Origin of the sequence: Streptomyces sp. NRRL F-6676 (genome assembly GCF_000725625.1) — a bacterium.
GTDB lineage: Bacteria > Actinomycetota > Actinomycetes > Streptomycetales > Streptomycetaceae > Streptomyces.
Genome location: NZ_JOHS01000014.1, coordinates 88,276 through 104,378 on the forward strand (window position 1 = coordinate 88,276; position 16,103 = coordinate 104,378).

Annotated in this window: 12 protein-coding genes; 11 read left to right on the forward strand and 1 reads right to left on the reverse strand. The window is 73.6% G+C overall.

The annotated features are described in order from the left end of the window. Positions 1-5 precede the first annotated feature (5 nt). The 11 genes from IO29_RS40345 (at position 6) to moeZ (ending at position 14,377) form a co-directional block, all read left to right on the forward strand. The gene (locus IO29_RS40345) at positions 6-1,736 is read left to right on the forward strand and encodes a DUF3152 domain-containing protein (protein WP_078618489.1); all 1,731 of its coding nucleotides are present in this window, start codon (positions 6-8) and stop codon (positions 1,734-1,736) included. A gap of 91 nt (positions 1,737-1,827) precedes the next feature. After that, the gene (locus tag IO29_RS40200) at positions 1,828-1,920 is read left to right on the forward strand and encodes an Ms4533A family Cys-rich leader peptide (RefSeq protein WP_310592027.1); all 93 of its coding nucleotides are present in this window, start codon (positions 1,828-1,830) and stop codon (positions 1,918-1,920) included. Between the two features lie 247 nt (positions 1,921-2,167). After that, positions 2,168-3,898 carry an ABC transporter substrate-binding protein gene (locus IO29_RS11755; protein ID WP_030382432.1) on the forward strand — a complete coding sequence of 577 codons (1,731 nt, stop codon included), beginning with the start codon at positions 2,168-2,170 and terminating at the stop codon, positions 3,896-3,898. Positions 3,899-4,070: 172 nt separating this feature from the next. Further along, positions 4,071-5,069, forward strand: a complete 999-nt coding sequence (locus IO29_RS11760) for an ABC transporter permease (RefSeq protein WP_420705365.1) — start codon at positions 4,071-4,073, stop codon at positions 5,067-5,069. Continuing rightward, a complete protein-coding gene (locus IO29_RS11765; RefSeq protein ID WP_030382434.1) occupies positions 5,066-6,064 on the forward strand; it encodes an ABC transporter permease in 999 nt (332 codons plus the stop codon). Before IO29_RS11760 ends, IO29_RS11765 begins: the two co-directional genes overlap by 4 nt. Before the next feature lie 131 nt (positions 6,065-6,195). Then, on the forward strand, positions 6,196-8,025 hold the full coding sequence (locus tag IO29_RS11770; protein ID WP_051707538.1) for a dipeptide ABC transporter ATP-binding protein: 1,830 nt from the start codon (positions 6,196-6,198) through the stop codon (positions 8,023-8,025). Positions 8,026-8,213: 188 nt separating this feature from the next. Continuing rightward, positions 8,214-10,148, forward strand: a complete 1,935-nt coding sequence (locus tag IO29_RS11775) for a DUF3492 domain-containing protein (protein WP_063738126.1) — start codon at positions 8,214-8,216, stop codon at positions 10,146-10,148. Between the two features lie 117 nt (positions 10,149-10,265). Further along, on the forward strand, positions 10,266-11,297 hold the full coding sequence (locus tag IO29_RS11780) for a hypothetical protein (RefSeq protein ID WP_037840537.1): 1,032 nt from the start codon (positions 10,266-10,268) through the stop codon (positions 11,295-11,297). A gap of 141 nt (positions 11,298-11,438) precedes the next feature. Next, positions 11,439-12,398 carry an NAD-dependent epimerase/dehydratase family protein gene (locus IO29_RS11785; RefSeq protein WP_030379325.1) on the forward strand — a complete coding sequence of 320 codons (960 nt, stop codon included), beginning with the start codon at positions 11,439-11,441 and terminating at the stop codon, positions 12,396-12,398. Next, positions 12,386-13,135: a spherulation-specific family 4 protein gene (locus IO29_RS11790; RefSeq protein WP_030379326.1), complete on the forward strand. Its 750-nt coding sequence runs from the start codon at positions 12,386-12,388 to the stop codon at positions 13,133-13,135. Before IO29_RS11785 ends, IO29_RS11790 begins: the two co-directional genes overlap by 13 nt. A 63-nt stretch (positions 13,136-13,198) precedes the next feature. Continuing rightward, positions 13,199-14,377, forward strand: a complete 1,179-nt coding sequence (gene moeZ, locus IO29_RS11795) for an adenylyltransferase/sulfurtransferase MoeZ (RefSeq protein WP_030379327.1) — start codon at positions 13,199-13,201, stop codon at positions 14,375-14,377. A 98-nt stretch (positions 14,378-14,475) separates the two neighbouring features. On the opposite strand, the gene IO29_RS11800 is transcribed toward moeZ, so the two are convergent. Further along, complete coding sequence (locus IO29_RS11800; protein WP_030379328.1) at positions 14,476-16,011, reverse strand: alpha/beta fold hydrolase; 1,536 nt, start codon at positions 16,009-16,011, stop codon at positions 14,476-14,478. Positions 16,012-16,103 lie beyond the last annotated feature (92 nt).

Below are 16,103 nucleotides of genomic sequence, written 5' to 3' on the forward strand. Positions count from 1 at the left end.
GCGGCGTGGGACGACACAGCCGCAAGCGAGGGAACGACAAGGCCACCCGTAAGGGTGGCAACCGGGACGCGGGCGAAGCGGCGGGCCCGGCGGCGACGGCGAGGCCGTCGGGGCCGTCGGGCCCGGGAGGCCCGGCGGAGCCGGTCGCGCAGGCCGGTCTGCCGCGCCGGCCTCCCGCACGCGACGGTGCGGGGGTCGCCGGCCCGGGTCCGGCCCGCACTCCGGGCGGGCCGGGACGCCAGGGAGGGCCGGGCGGCCCGGGCGCCGCACGGTTCCCGGACGGTACGCCCGCCCAGGGCGTCCCGCGTTTTCCCGACGGCACCCCTGCGCACGGTGTCCCCCGTTTCTCCGACGGCACCCCGGCGAGGGGTGTCCCGAGGCTGCCCGACGGCACCCCGGCGAGGGGTGTCCCGAGGCTGCCCGACGGTACGCCCGCGCAGGGCTTCGCACGGCTGCCCGACGGCACGCCGGCCGGTGGGGTGCCTCGGCCGGGGGGCGGGACCCCCGCCCACGGTGTCCCGCGTGTGCCGGGCGGGACCCCCGCGCAGGGCGGCCCCCGGACGCCCGCTCACGGCGTCCCGCAAGTACGCGGCGGGCACCCCGAGCAGCGGGAGCCCGGCGGTGGATGGGGACGGGTCGGCGCGGTGTCCGCGCGGGGTGCGGCCCCGGCGGCCGGGAGCCCGGCCGGTGCCGCGCCCGCACCCGCCGCGCGGTCCTCGCGCGGCCCCCGGCAGGAGTACCTCGACGCCTTCGGCGAGAACGCCGACGGGCGCCGTGACACCGACAGCCGTCGTGACACCGACGGGCGCCGTGAGAGCGACGGGCGCCGTGAGAGCGACGGGCGCCGTGAGAGCGAAGACGGCACCGGCACCAGCACCAGCCCCCGTACTCCCACCGCACCCGACGTCGTCGTCCCCGCGCGCCGGTCCGCCGGCAAGGGCCGTGCCTTCACCGGTGTCGCGGCCGCCGCCGTCACCACCGTGCTGGCCGTCGTCGTCGCGGGCCAGGTCACTGACGGGCGCGGAGAGGGCTCCGCACGCGCCCAGTCCGCCACCGGCCGCGCCCGCGACATCCGGGGTGCGGGCGGCGCCGGAGCCGCCGCGTCGCCCTCCGCCTCCCCGAGCGCCGCACCGCTGACGTACGCACAGAAGATGGCCAAGGTCTACCCGCTCGCGGCCGACACCAAGGGCTCCGGGAAGTTCGCCGCCGTCCCCGGCACCGCCAAGGCGCCGGGGCCCGGGCGGACGTACACCTACCGGGTGGACGTCGAGAAGGGGCTCGGTCTGGACGCCGCCCTGTTCGCCAAGGCCGTGCAGACGACCCTCAACGACGACCGCAGCTGGGCCCACGGCGGCGACCTCGCCTTCGAGCGTGTCTCCTCCGGCAAGCCCGACTTCGTCATCACGCTGGCCAGTTCCGGCACGACCGCCGACTGGTGCGCCAAGTCCGGCCTCGACACCACCGAGGACAACGTCTCGTGCGACTCGGCCGCCACCGAGCGCGTGATGATCAACGCCTACCGCTGGGCCCAGGGCTCGAAGACGTACGGCGACGACCACATCTACGCCTACCGGCAGATGCTGATCAACCACGAGGTCGGCCACCGGCTCGGCCGCGGGCACGTCAACTGCGAGAAGGACGGCGAGCTCGCGCCGGTCATGCAGCAGCAGACCAAGTTCCTCGACCACGACGGCATTCACTGCCTGGCCAACCCCTGGCCGTACCCGAAGGGTTGAGGCACCGCCGGGCGGAGGGGCGGCGCGCGGAGCGGTGCGCACGGCTGATGTCAGATTGACATAAGGCGTGCACCCGTTCTAATTTCGGCGCATGTCGTCCCGCCGTCCCGCCCCCCGCGCCGCCATCGAACTGGCGCTCATCGGTGTGACCGCACTCTGCGTGGCCGACATTCACTGTCGCTGACGCCCGCCCCGGCGCGCGTCGGCAGTCTCCTCCGTCGTGTCCGTCGTCCGTCCGTGTCCACCGCCGTGACCCGTCCTGTTCCGGTCACGTCCGTCGGCACGGTCCCCTCGGCCCGACGGTCTTCTCGACGACGTACGACGACCCGTCGCCAGGGCAGACGCCTGCTGCTCCTCGTCTCACTTCTCGTACCAGCCGTCTCGCGATCCGGGACGGCGGGCGAGAACTCCCCTGAGAGGTCGTCATTCCGATGCGCCAACCGTCCCGCACCCGCACTCCGCGCCGCCTGGCAGCGGCGTCCCTCGGCCTGGTCGTGGCAGCGGGTGTCGCCGCCTGCGGTCCGGAGGACAACGATGCCAAGGGCGCCGGCGGCGACTCCACGCCCCACAAGGGCGGCACCCTGACGGTGCTCAACTCCCAGCCGCAGACCGACTTCGACCCGGCCCGGCTCTACACCTCCGGCGGCGGCAACGTCCCCTCCCTGGTCTTCCGCACCCTCACCACCCGCAACCGCGAGAACGGCGCCGCCGGTGCCAAGGTCGTCCCCGACCTCGCCACCGACACCGGCCGCCCGAACAAGGATGCGACCGTGTGGACGTACACCCTCAAGAAGGGGCTGAAGTACGAGGACGGCACCCCGATCACCGCCGCCGACATCAAGTACGGCATCGAACGCTCCTTCGCCCCCGAGCTCTCCGGCGGCGCCCCCTACCTGCGGGACTGGCTGGTCGGCGCGGCCGACTACCAGGGCCCCTACAAGGACAAGGGCAAGGACGGGCTCGACGCGATCGAGACGCCGGACGAGCGGACCCTCGTCTTCCACCTCAACAAGCCCGAGGGCGAGTTCCCCTACCTCGCCACGCAGACCCAGTTCGCGCCCGTCCCGAAGGCCAAGGACACCGGCACGAAGTACGAGGAGCACCCGGTCTCGTCCGGCCCGTACAGGGTCGTCAAGAACGAGAACGACGGCGAGCGGCTCACCCTGGAGCGCAACACGCACTGGTCCGCCGCCACCGACGCCGAGCGCAAGGCGTACCCGGACAAGATCGACGTACGCTCCGGGCTGGACTCCTCCGTGATCAACCAGCGGCTGTCCGCGTCCCAAGGAGCGGACGCGGCGGCCGTCACCACGGACACCAACCTCGGTCCGGCCGAGCTCGCCAAGGTCAGCGGCGACAGGAAGCTCGCCGCACGCGTCGGCACGGGCCACTTCGGCTACACCAACTACCTGGCGTTCAACCCGAAGGTGAAGCCCTTCGACGACCCCAAGGTGCGCCAGGCCGTCGCCTACGCCGTCGACCGGTCCTCCGTCGTCAACGCGGCCGGCGGCTCCGCGCTCGCCGAGCCCGCGACCACCTTCCTGCCCGACCAGAAGTCCTTCGGCTACACGCCCTACGACCTCTTCCCGGCCGGGAAGTCCGGCAACGCGGCCAAGGCCAAGGAGCTGCTGAAGGAGGCCGGGCACCCGAACGGGCTGACGATCACGCTCACCCACTCCAACGCCAAGGACTTCGAGACCAGCCCGGAGATCGCCACCGCCGTCCAGGACGCCCTGAAGAAGGCCGGGTTCACCGTCCGGCTCCAGGGTCTGGAGACCAACGACTACAGCGACCGGACCCAGGACACCAAGACCGAGCCCGGCCTCTTCCTCGCCCACTGGGGCGCCGACTGGCCCTCCGGCGGTCCCTTCCTCGCCCCCATCTTCGACGGGCGGCAGATCGTGAAGGACGGCGCCAACTTCAACTCCGGCTTCCTCGACGACACCGCCGTCAACACCGAGATCGACGCCATCAACAAGCTCACCGACCTCGACGCGGCCGCGAAGCGGTGGGGCGCGCTGGACAAGAAGATCGCCGAGCAGGCCCTCGTCGTGCCGCTGTTCCACCCCGTCTACAAGCGGCTCTACGGCGAGGACGTCAGGAACGTCGTGATCAGCGACTGGACCGGCGTCCTCGACATCTCCCAGGTCGCGGTGAAGTGACGCCGTGAGTGAGGCATTTCTCGTCACCGAGGCCGCCGAGGCCGCCGAGGCCGCCGAGGCCGCCGAGGGCCCCGGCGGCTCCGGCCGCTCCGGGGCCTCCGGGACCGGGCCGGCGCCGGGTGCGCCCGCCCCCGTCCCGGCGGCCTCGGGGGCCCGGCAGTTCTGGCGGCGGCTGCGCACACAGCGCGCCGCCCTCGTCGCGGGCGGCGTCGTCGCCCTGCTCGTCCTGGTCGCGCTCGCCGCGCCGCTGCTCACCGCCCTCGAGGGCCAGGACCCGACCACCTATCACCCCTCCCTGGTGGACTCCGCGCGCGGCGGCGTCCCCGTCGGACCGCTGGGCGGCATCGGCGGCGACCACTGGCTCGGCATCGAACCGCAGACCGGACGCGACCTGTTCGCCCGGCTCGTGTACGGGGCCCGGGTCTCGCTGGGCGTCGCCCTGGCCGCGACCGTCGTCCAGGTCGCCATCGGCGTCCTGATCGGCGTCGCCGCCGCGCTCGGCAACCGCTGGCTCGACCAGGTGCTGAGCCGGGCCACCGACATCATCATCGCCATGCCGCTGATGATCATGGCCCTGGCGCTGCTGGCGATCGTCCCGGACGACTTCCCGCGGCCCGTGCTGGTCTCGCTGGTCATCGGGTTCGTGGCCTGGGGCGGCATCGCCAAGATCGCCCGGGCCCAGACGCTCACCCTCAAGCAGCTCGACCATGTCGCGGCGGCCCGGCTGAGCGGCTGGGGCACCTGGCGCGTCGCCCGCCGCGAGCTGTTGCCGGGGCTGGCCGCGCCCGTCATCACCTACGCGGCGCTCATGGTGCCGAGCAACATCACCATCGAGGCCGCCCTGTCCTTCCTCGGCGTGGGCGTACGGCCGCCGACGCCGTCCTGGGGGGAGATGCTGACCTCGGCCAACGTCTGGTACGCGGCGGCGCCGCAGTACCTGCTGCTGCCGGCGGGCGCGCTGTTCGTGACGGTACTGGCGCTCACCGTCCTCGGCGACGGCGTCCGCACGGCCCTCGACCCCCGCGCGGCGTCCCGGCTGCGGGTGGGGACGGGGCGGCGGCGGGAGAAGCGGGCGGCCGGGGCGTCCCCGGCCGAGGCGTCCCCGGCCGAGGACGCCGCCACGGCGGCCCGGACCGGCGGCGGCGACCAGCGGAAGGAGGGTGCCGCATGACCGGATTCGGTGGGTTCGCGCTGCGGCGTGCCGTCGGGGCCGTCGTCACGCTGATCGCCATCTCGGCGATCATCTACGTCGTCTTCTACGCCACCCCCGGCAACGTCGCCCAGATCACCTGCGGCCCGCGCTGCTCGCCCGCCCAGGTGCACCAGGTCGCCGAGCAGCTCCGCCTCGACGATCCGCTCTACCTGCGCTACTGGCACTTCCTCCAGGGCATCGTCGTCGGCCAGGACTACTCCACCGGCACCTCCGTCGAGCACTGTTCGGCGCCCTGCCTCGGACTGTCGTACCGCAGCGACCAGCAGGTCACGCAGATCATCCTGGCCAAGCTGCCCGTCAGCCTGTCGCTGGTGGCCGGTGCCATGGTGCTGTGGCTGCTGCTCGGCGTCGGCACCGGCGTGCTCTCCGCCTGGCGGCGCGGCCGGTTCACCGAGCGCGCGCTGACCGGAGTCACCCTGGCCGGCATAGCCACGCCCGTCTTCGTCATCGGCCTCGTGCTGATGATCGTCGTCTGCGGGCAGTGGGAGCTGCTGCCGTTCCCGCAGTACGTGGCCTTCACCGAGGATCCCGAGCAGTGGGCGTGGAACCTGCTGCTGCCCTGGCTGACCCTCGCGCTCGGCGAGGCGGCGTTCTTCGCCCGGATGACCCGGGCGGCCGTGCTGGAGACCCTCGCGGAGGACCACATCCGCACCTTCCGCGCCTACGGCGTCGGCGAGCGGGCGATCGTCGGCCGGCACGCGCTGCGCGGGGCGCTCGCGCCCGTGATCGCGCTCAACGCCAATGACTTCGGCTCGGCCGTCGGCGGTGCCGTGTTGGTCGAAACGTTGTTCGGGCTGCCTGGCATCGGACAGGAACTGGTGCACGCCGTGGACGTCGTCGACCTGCCGGTCGTGGTCGGGATGGTCCTGGTCATCGGCTTCTTCGTGGTGCTGGCCAACGCCGTCGCGGACGTGCTGTACGCGGTGGCCGACCGACGGGTGGTGCTGTCATGAGTCCGGTGGACGGGGTGCCTGACACGCACCCGGTGGACGGGGCGTCCGAGACGCACCCGGTGGATGGGGCGCCCGGCGTGCAGTCGGTGGATGGGGTGCCCGGCGTGCAGCCGGTGGATGGGGTGCCTGACGTGCAGCCGGTGGATGGGGTGCCCGACACGCACCCCGCGGACCTGGTGGTCGTGGACGGGCTGACCGTCGGCTTCGGCGGGCTTCGGGCCGTCGACGGGCTCTCCTTCACGCTGGCCGAGGGTGCCGCCCTCGGACTGGTCGGCGAGTCCGGCTCCGGCAAGTCGACGGTCGCCTCGGCGCTGCTCGGGCTGCACCGCGGCACGGGTGCCGTCGTCGGCGGTTCGGTGCGGGTGGCGGGCGTCGACCCCGCGCGGGCCTCCGACGAGGAACTGCGGCGGCTGCGGGGCGGCACGGCGGCGATGGTCTTCCAGGACCCGCTGTCCTCCCTCGACCCGTACTACGCGATCGGCGACCAGATCGCCGAGGTCTACCGCGTCCACACACGTGCCTCCCGGCGCGCGGCACGAGCGCGTGCCGTCGAGGTCCTGGACCGGGTCGGCATCCCAGACGCCGTACGGCGCTCCCGGGCGCGGCCGCACGAGTTCAGCGGCGGCATGCGGCAGCGGGCGCTCATCGCCATGGCGCTGGCCTGCGAACCACGGCTGCTGATCGCCGACGAGCCGACGACCGCGCTCGACGTCACCGTCCAGGCCCAGATCCTCGATCTGCTGCACACCCTGCGGCAGGAGACGGGGATGGGGCTGCTCCTGGTCACCCACGACGTGGGCGTCGCCGCCGAGAGCGTCGACGAGGTGCTGGTCATGCGGCACGGGCGGGCGGTCGAACACGGTCCGGCCGGCGAGGTGCTGGCGGCGCCCGCGCAGGCGTACACCCGGGAGTTGCTGGCAGCGGTGCCGCGGGTGGACGCGCCGCGGGCTCGGCCCGGTGCGGACGGAGACGGGGACGGGCGCGGCCAAGGGGCCGGGGCCGTGGCCGGTGAGGTCGTACTGGAAGCGGTGGGACTGCGGCGGGAGTTCGGGCGCGGCAGGCGCGCGGTCACCGCCGTGGACGACGTGTCGCTGACGGTGCGCCGGGGCGAGACCCTCGGTGTGGTGGGGGAGAGCGGCAGTGGGAAGACCACGCTCGGCCGAATGCTGGTCGGGCTGCTGGAGCCGACGGCCGGCGAGGTGCGGTACGAGGGCCGGCCGCACACGGGCGTCCGGCCCGCCGTCCAGATGGTGTTCCAGGACCCCGTCTCCTCCCTCAATCCCCGCCGCAGCGTGGGCGAGTCGATAGCGGACCCGCTCAGGGCGCGGGCGGCGCGGGGCAGCCGTGGGGCAGGCGAGACGGGGAAGGCTGGTGAGTCGGCGAAGGCTGGTGAGGTCCGGAAGGCCGATGGGGCGCCGGAGACCCGTGAGGCGCCGGAGACCGGTGAGGCGTCGGAGACCCGTGAGGCGCGGGAGGCGCGCATTCAGGGGCGTGTGCGTAACCTGCTGGCGCGCGTAGGGCTCGACCCGGCGCACTACGACCGCTACCCGCACGAGTTCAGCGGCGGTCAGCGCCAGCGCATCGGCATCGCCCGCGCGCTGGCCGCCGACCCCGAGGTCATCGTCTGCGACGAGCCCGTCTCCGCGCTGGACGTCACCACACAGGCCCAAGTCGTCGCCCTGCTCGGCGAGTTGCAACGCGAACTGGGCCTGGCGCTCGTGTTCGTCGCGCACGACCTGGCCGTCGTACGGCAGGTCAGCGACCGGGTCGCGGTGATGCGGCGCGGCCGGCTCGTCGAGTACGGCCCGGCCGATCAGGTGTACGACGCCCCCGCCGATCCGTACACCAGGGAGCTGCTGGCCGCTGTCCCGGCGCTCGACCCGGCGGTCGCGGCACGCCGGCGCGCGGTGCGGAGGGAGAGCGAGCCGGAAGCGGCGGCCGAGGAATCGGCGGTCGTATGACAAAACCGCACGTCGTGATCGCCTAGCGCGGCCAACGCGGCCCGTCCGGGAAAGTTACGACGGTTCACCCCTTTCGGTGGCGCGATGGACAACCGTCCATCGCGCCACCGGCATGTCCGCATACGTTCTTCCCGCTGCGAGCCGCCGGACAACGGCGGCTCCCCACACGGGAGATCGGGGATGCACTCGTGCGCATCGGACTGCTGACGGAGGGTGGTTATCCGTACGTGAGCGGTGACGCCAGGCTCTGGTGCGACCGGCTCGTGCGCGGGCTCGCGCGGCACGAGTTCCACGTCTACGCGCTCAGCCGCAGCCGGCGGCAGGAGGACGAGGGCTGGATCCCGCTGCCGCCCCAGGTCACCCGGGTGCGCACCGCCCCGCTGTGGACCGTCGCGGACGACAACGCCACCCACGGCCGCGATCTGCGCGGCCGCCGTGCCCTGCGCCGCTTCACCGAGGCGTACGCCGACCTCGCCCGCGCGGTCTGCGAAGGCGGCCGTGCGGACGGCCGCTCGGGTGCCCGGGCGAGCGGCTGCTCGTGTGTCCGGGCGGGCGACCGCGAGGACGCTTGCGTGAGCGATTGCCCGAGCGGTTGCGTGGGTGATTGCCCGGACGGTGGTCCGGGTGACGGTCCGCACGGCTGTGCGGGCGACTGTCAGGCGGACCGTTTCGGCAACGCGCTGTACGTCCTCGCCGACCTCGCCCGCGAGGAGGGCGGACTGGGGAGCGCGCTGCGCTCGGAGGGCGCGTTGCGCATCTGGGAGCGCGCCTGCCGCGCGCCCGGAGCGGCGCGCACGGCGCACGGAGCGCGCGTGGCCGAACTCCTCACCGTGGCACGGCACGTCGAACGCGCCCTGCGCCCCCTCTCCCTGGACTGGTACGAGGACGCCGGGCTCGGTGCGGTCGACCTGTGCCACGCCACGGCGGGCGGCCCCGCAGCCCTGCCCGCACTGCTCGCCCGGCACTTCTCCGGGGTGCCCCTCGTGGTCACCGAGTACGGCGTCCCGATCCGGGCGCACTACCTCGCCACCGCCGACGCGCCCCCCGCCGTACGCGCGCTGCTCGCCTCCTTCCACGGCCTGCTCGCCGCCGAGGTGTACCGGCGGGCCGCCCGCATCACCCCCGGCAACGCCCACGTCCGCCGCTGGCAGGAACGCCTCGGCGCCGACCGGGCCAGGCTGCGCACGGTCTACCCCGGCATGGAGGCGTCCCGCTTCGCCGAGGCGGCCGGTGCCGGTGAGGGGAGCGAGACGTCCGGTTCCGACGACGGAAGCCAGGCGGCTGGTTCCGGCAAGGGGAGCGAGGCGGCCGGTTCCGGCAAAGGGAGCGAGACGGACACGCTGGTCTGGGTGGGGCGCGTCGACCCCGCCAAGGACCTGGTCTCCCTGCTCCACGCCTTCGCCGAGGTCCGCACCCGCGTGCCGACGGCCCGCCTGCGCATCGTCGGCGCCGCCGCGGGCGCCGAGGGCCTGGCCTACCTCGACCACTGCCGGGCCCTGGCCGCCCGGCTCTTCCCGGACGACGGCCCCGAGGGCGCCCACGCCCCCGACGACCGCCCGGTCTCCTTCGAGGAGGCCGGTGGACCGCACGCCCCCGACCTCGCGACGGTGTACGCCGCCGGAGCGGTCGTCGTCCTCTCCAGCGTCGTCGAGGGCTTCCCCGTCAGCCTGGTCGAAGCCATGTTCTGCGCCCGTGCCACGGTCTCCACCGACGTGGGCGCCGTGGCGGAGGTCATCGGCGGCACGGGCCTGGTCGTACCCCCGCGCGAACCGGGGGCGCTCGCGCAGGCGTGCGTGGCGCTGCTGCGCGACCCCGAACGGCGCTCGCGCCTGGGCGCCGCCGCCCGCGCACGCGCCCTCGAACTGTTCACCGTGGAGCAGAACGTCATGGCATTCGACGGCATTTACCTCGACGTCGTCTCGCACTCCCCGCGTCGCCGGGTGTTCGTCGACGACAGGGGCGCGCCGCTTCCCTTCGGCACCCCCGCCGAGGCCCACCTCCCCGGCAACTGGACCGGCCCCCGCCGCCCGCCCCGGCGCGCCCCCCAGTGGGCCTCGGACACCACCCCGCCCGCCGCCTTCGCCCAGCGGCCGGTACCGGCGGGAGAGGGCGCCACCCGATGAGCGACCTGCGCACCGACCACGAGACGCCCGGAACCTGGACCGGGCCGGGCCCCGGGGCGGGGGGGGGGGCCCCCGCCCCCCCGCCGGCCCGGCACCGCCGACCCGGTCAAGGCCCTGATGCACCGGCACCACGACCTCTGCGCCCGGGCCGTCGACCCCCTCGAGATCGCCGCCGGTCTCGAGGCGCACGGAGTGACCGACCGCACCGCCGCCCGCTTCCGGCACCGTGACGTCTTCTCACTCGCCGAGGAGATGCACGCCCGCTTCCCCCGGGACCCCGACGACACGGCCCCGGGCCTTCCCCCCGCCCCCCGCCCCCCCCCCCACCCCGCCCCGGCCCTGCTCGCCCTGCTGCCGGGTCTGCTGTGCGCGGCGACCGTCGTCGGGGCGCGCCTCACCGACGGCCGGCCCCGTTTCGCCGTGGCCGTCGCGGGCGCCCTGTTCGTGGCGCTTGCCCTGCGCGCCGCCCTCCGCCGGGGCCCCCTGGCCGGCCCGTACCCCACCTCCTCCGGCACGCAGACCTGGACCGTCTGGCTGCTGGCGTACGCCCTCCTCGGCGACGGCCTGCTCGGTCAGGGCCTGACCGGCGGCCCCGACGGCCCCTGGTCCCCCGCCACCGCCCCCTTCCTCGCCCTCACCCTCGCCTGCGCCCCCGCCGTGTGGTGCGCCCGGCTATTCACCGCGCTGGCCGGGCGCCGCCTCGGCACCAGCCGTGCCCTGGACGACTTCGCGGCCTCCGCCCGCCCCCTCCTCCTCGGCGCGTTCACCCTCTTCCTGGGCGCCCTCCTCGCCCTCCTCGCTCTGTGCGGCGCGCTGCTCGGCGCGCACCCCGCGTACGCCGGCGCGGGTGCCCTCGGCGCGCTCCTCCTGCTCGCCCGGCTGCTCACCGCGCACGGCTTCACCCATGCCCCGGCGGCCGCACTCGCCACCGCCGGTGCCACCGAGGGCCTGGCCCTGGCCACCGTCTTCGCCGCGCGTCTGCCCGGCTGCGCCCTCCTCTCCGTCCCGGTACAGACCCTCACCGACGCCTGGGGACCGGGCGCCGTCCCCGCGCTGGCCTGCGGCACCACCGCCACCGCCCTGCTGGTCCATGCCGCCCGCACGCTGACCCGGGCCTCGGCCCACGCCGCACCGTATGAGCCCCGCTGACGCCACCCCCCGCCCCACCCGCGGCCGGGCCCGCGCACCGCGCCTGGGCCATCCGCACCCGCACAACCCCCTTGAAGGAGAAACCCAGATGATCACCTCCCGACCCGGAACACCCGGTGAGTCCGTCCCGGGAGGCGCCCGATGAGGGTCCTGCTGATCGGAGCCAACGGATACCTCGGCCGCTTCGTCGCCGACCGTCTGCTCGCCGACCCCGCCGTGCAGCTCACCGCGCTCGGCCGCGGCGACGACGCCGACGTACGGTTCGACCTCGCCACCGGCAGCCCCGGCGCGCTCACCCGTTTTCTGGACGCCGTCCACCCCGGAGTCGTCATCAACTGCGCCGGCGCCACCCGCGGCGGCGCCCGCGAGCTCACCCGCCACAACACCGTCGCCGTCGCCACCGTCTGCGAGGCCCTGCGCCGCAGCGGCTGCGGTGCCCGGCTGGTGCAGATCGGCTGCGGTGCCGAGTACGGCCCGAGCCAGCCCGGCTCCTCCACCGCCGAGGACTCGGTGCCCCGGCCCGGAGGCCCGTACGGCGTCAGCAAACTCGCCGCCACCGAACTCGTCCTCGGCTCCGGTCTGGATGCCGTCGTCCTGCGTGTCTTCTCCCCGGCCGGACCCGGCACCCCCGCCGGGTCACCGCTCGGACGGCTCGCCGAGGCCATGCGCCGGGCCATGCAGTCCGGCGACGGCGAACTCAAACTCGGCGGCCTCGGCATCCAGCGCGACTTCATCGACGTCCGCGACGTGGCCCGCGCCGTCCACGCGGCCTCCCTCTCCGCCGCCCAGGGCGTCATCAACATCGGCTCCGGCCGTGCCGTGCGGCTGCGCGACGCGGCGGCCGTCCTCGCCCGCGTGGCCGGCTTCGGCGGCGCGCTGCACGAGATCGACGCCCCGCCCGGCCCCGTCCGCGCCGTCATCGGCCACCCCCGCGGCGAGTCGGACCACGCCGGCCCGGCCGCCCTGCCGTACCCGGACGGCTGCGGCAGCTGGCAGCAGGCCGACGTGCGCACCGCCCGCGACCGGCTCGGCTGGCGCCCCCGCATCAACCTCGAGGAGTCCCTCGCCGACATCTGGATGGAGGCCGCGTGCCGTATCTGACCTCCACCGCCACCGGCACCAGACGCACCCACGTGGGCCCCGGTGTCGGTGTCCCCGGCTACGCGCATCCCCTCCTCGCCCCCGACCAGTGGAACGCCCTCGCCCGCCCCGGCGCGCCCCTCCACTGGGCCGTCCTCAACGTGCACGACGGCCCCGGCGTCTGCCCCGACCCACGCTGTCTGGAGGCGGCCGGCCGGCTCCGCAACGCGGGCGTCCGCGTCCTCGGCCGGCTCGACGCCGCCTACGGCAGACGTCCCTCCGGCGAGCTGCTGTACGATGCCCGGCGCTACCTCGACTGGTACCGCGTCGACGGTTTCCTGCTGCGCCGCTGCCCCGCGCACCGCGAGGCCCTTCCCGGAATTCGGCGCACGACCGCCGCGCTCCGCGCCCTCCGTGACGAGTGCCACCTCGTCCTCGGCCACGGCACCCACCCGCACCCCGGCTACGCCTGCCTCGCCGACCAACTGGTCACCTTCCAGGGCCCCTGGAGCGAGTACCGCTGGTCGCAGGTGGCCGAGTGGACCGCCGAGCATCCGCCGGAGCGCTTCTGCCACTTCGTGCACGGACTGCCCCGCGGCCACCTCGACGAGGCCCTGCGTATCGCCCGCTGGCACGGCGCGGACACCGTCTACTTCACCGACCGCACGGACCGCGGCGGCCGAGCGGACCCCTGGGAGGCAGTGCCCGGCTACTGGGACGAGATCGTCTCGCGCCTCGGAACGGGTGTCTCGGAATGAAGAAGGGCGTGGCAGTGTTGCAGGGAGAACAACCGTAGTGATTGACCGACCAACGGAGTCCCCGTGTCGCTGCCACCCCTGGTCGAGCCGGCCGACGAGCTCACCGTAGACGAGGTTCGCAGGTACTCCCGCCACCTGATCATCCCCGACGTCGGGATGGACGGGCAGAAGCGGTTGAAGAACGCCAAGGTGCTCTTTGTGGGCGCCGGTGGCCTTGGCTCGCCCGGTCTGATGTACCTGGCGGCCGCGGGCGTGGGCACGCTCGGCATCGTGGAGTTCGACGAGGTCGACGAGTCGAACCTGCAACGTCAGGTCATCCACAGCCAGGCCGACATCGGTCGCCCCAAGGCCGAGTCCGCCCGCGACAGCATCAAGGGCATCAACCCGTTCGTGAACGTGGTCCTGCATCAGGAGCGGCTCGAGGCCGACAACGTGATGGACCTGTTCAGCCAGTACGACCTGATCATCGACGGCACGGACAACTTCGCGACCCGCTACCTGGTCAACGACGCCTGCGTGCTGCTGAACAAGCCGTACGTCTGGGGTTCGATCTACCGCTTCGACGGCCAGGCCTCGGTCTTCTGGTCCGAGCACGGCCCCTGCTACCGCTGCCTCTACCCGGAGCCCCCGCCCCCCGGCATGGTTCCCTCCTGCGCTGAGGGCGGCGTCCTCGGCGTGCTGTGCGCGTCCATCGGCTCCATCCAGGCCAACGAGGCCATCAAGCTCCTCGCGGGCATCGGCGAGCCGCTGGTCGGCCGTCTGATGATCTACGACGCCCTGGAGATGCAGTACCGCCAGGTCAAGGTCCGCAAGGACCCCGACTGCGCGATCTGCGGCGACAACCCGACCGTCACCGAGCTCATCGACTACGAGGCCTTCTGCGGCGTCGTGTCCGAGGAGGCCCAGGCGGCGGCCGCCGACTCCACGATCACTCCCAAGCAGCTCAAGGAGTGGCTCGACGACGGCGAGAACCTCGAGCTCATCGACGTGCGTGAGCCGAACGAGTTCGAGATCGTCTCCATCCCGGGTGCCCGTCTGATCCCGAAGAACGAGTTCATCATGGGCAACGCCCTGGAGAGCCTTCCGCAGGACAAGAAGATCGTCTTGAACTGCAAGACGGGTGTCCGCAGTGCGGAAGTCCTCGCGATCCTGAAGTCCGCCGGCTTCTCCGACGCCGTGCATGTCGGCGGCGGGGTCGTCGGCTGGGTCAACCAGATCGAGCCGGACAAGCCGGTCTACTAGACCGCGCCGCATCTCCCTGCCGTGGCCTTCACGGGCCGCGTGACCTTCCGGGCGGCGGGGGTGCCGGACACCGCTGGTGTGCGGCACCCCCGCCGTCGTCATGAGCAGACCTTGCCGTCCTTCGGCACCGTCCCGTTCAGCAGGTAGGAGTCCACCGTCGCGTCCACGCAGTCGCTGCCGCTGCCGTACGCCCCATGGCCCTCGCCCTTCCAGGTGAGCTCCACCCCGACGCCCTTGCCCAGCTCGTCGGCCATCCGTCGGGCACCCTCGTAGGGCGTGGCCGGGTCCCCGGTGTTGCCCACCAGCAGGATCGGGTCGGCTCCCGGCGCACTGACCTCCGGAGTGTCGTACTGCCCGGCCACCGGCCAGTCGTGGCACCAGCCGGCCGTGTCCCAGCCCAGGAAGTCGCCGAACACGGGCGAGATCTCCTCGAACCGGGCGAGCCGCTTCCGCGTCTCGGCGGGCGTCGGCCGCTGCTTGTCGTCCAGACACGATATGGCCCGTTGGGCGTGGCTCGACGTGCCGTAGTGCCCCGAGGCGTCCCGCTCGTTGTAGCCGTCGGCCAGGGCCAGCAGCGCCGAGCCGTCGCCGTTCTCGGCGGACTTCAGGGCGGTGGTGAGCGTGGGCCAGCCGTCCTCGCTGTACAGCGGGAGCACGATGCCGGTCAGCGCGAGGGTCTCGGTCAGTTCACGGCCGGACGAGGTCGGCAGCGGCTTCGCGTCGAGCCGGTCGAGCAGGTCGGCGATCTTCCGTGTTCCCTCCTTCGGGTCCTGCCCGGTGGACTTCAGGTAGTCGTTGAGCGCCCGCTGGAAGCCCTGGGTCTGGTTGAGCGCGTGTCCGACGGTGTCCGCCGTCGGGTCCACGACCGCGTCGAGGACCACGCGCCCCACGTTCTTGGGGAAGAGGTGCGCGTACACACCGCCCAGTTCGGTGCCGTAGGAGATGCCGAAGTAGTGCATCGAGTCGTCGCCGAGCACCTGGCGCATCAGGTCCATGTCGCGTGCGGTGTCGGTCGTGGACACATGGGACAGCAGCGAACCGGCGGACTTCTCGCAGTCCTGGCCGAAGTCGGCCGCGTCGTCGAGGAACGCCTTCTCCTCGGCGGCGTCGTCCGGGGTGGCGTCGACCTTCTCGGCCGCCTGGATCTCCTTGTCGTCGCGGCAGCGGACGCCCTCGCTGGCGCCCGTACCGCGTGGGTCCCAGCTGACCAGGTCGTAGCGCTCATGGAGCCGGTCGACCGTGCTGCCGTACGAGGGCAGCGTGGACACCCCGGAGCCGCCGGGCCCGCCGAAGTTGAACAGCAGCGAGCCGAGCCGCTTGCCGTTGCCGCCGGTGGCCTTTGAACGGATCAGCGCGAGCCCTGTCGTTCTGCCGTCCGGTTTCGCGTAGTCCAGCGGCACCTTGATCGTCGCGCACTGCCATCCGTCGCCCGGCGCGGGGGAGTCGGTGGTGCCCTTGCAGCGGCCCCAGTCCGGATCCTGGCCGGTCAGCGAGGCCGGCAGCCCCGAGGACGCCCCGCCCGACCGCTTGCCGCCCGTGTCCTCCTTCCCAGTGTCGGACGAGCCCGAGTTGCAGCCCCCCGCCAGCAGGGCGGCGGCGGCCGCCAGAGCCGTCCACCGTGCGTAACGCGCCATGTGCCCTTCCCCCTCACAAGCCGTCCGCATCGGTTGCACGGACCGCGGTCAGGCCATAGTAGGCGCACCGCGCCGAAGTCGTGCGGGCCTGT

Coding starts and splice junctions, on each gene's coding strand:
- IO29_RS11780 (WP_037840537.1), top strand. CDS start 10,266: ATGCACCGGCACCACGACCTCTGCGCCCGGGCCGTCGACCCCCTCGAG.
- IO29_RS11785 (WP_030379325.1), top strand. CDS start 11,439: ATGAGGGTCCTGCTGATCGGAGCCAACGGATACCTCGGCCGCTTCGTC.
- IO29_RS11755 (WP_030382432.1), top strand. CDS start 2,168: ATGCGCCAACCGTCCCGCACCCGCACTCCGCGCCGCCTGGCAGCGGCG.
- IO29_RS11765 (WP_030382434.1), top strand. CDS start 5,066: ATGACCGGATTCGGTGGGTTCGCGCTGCGGCGTGCCGTCGGGGCCGTC.
- IO29_RS11800 (WP_030379328.1), bottom strand. CDS start 16,011: ATGGCGCGTTACGCACGGTGGACGGCTCTGGCGGCCGCCGCCGCCCTG.
- IO29_RS40200 (WP_310592027.1), top strand. CDS start 1,828: ATGTCGTCCCGCCGTCCCGCCCCCCGCGCCGCCATCGAACTGGCGCTC.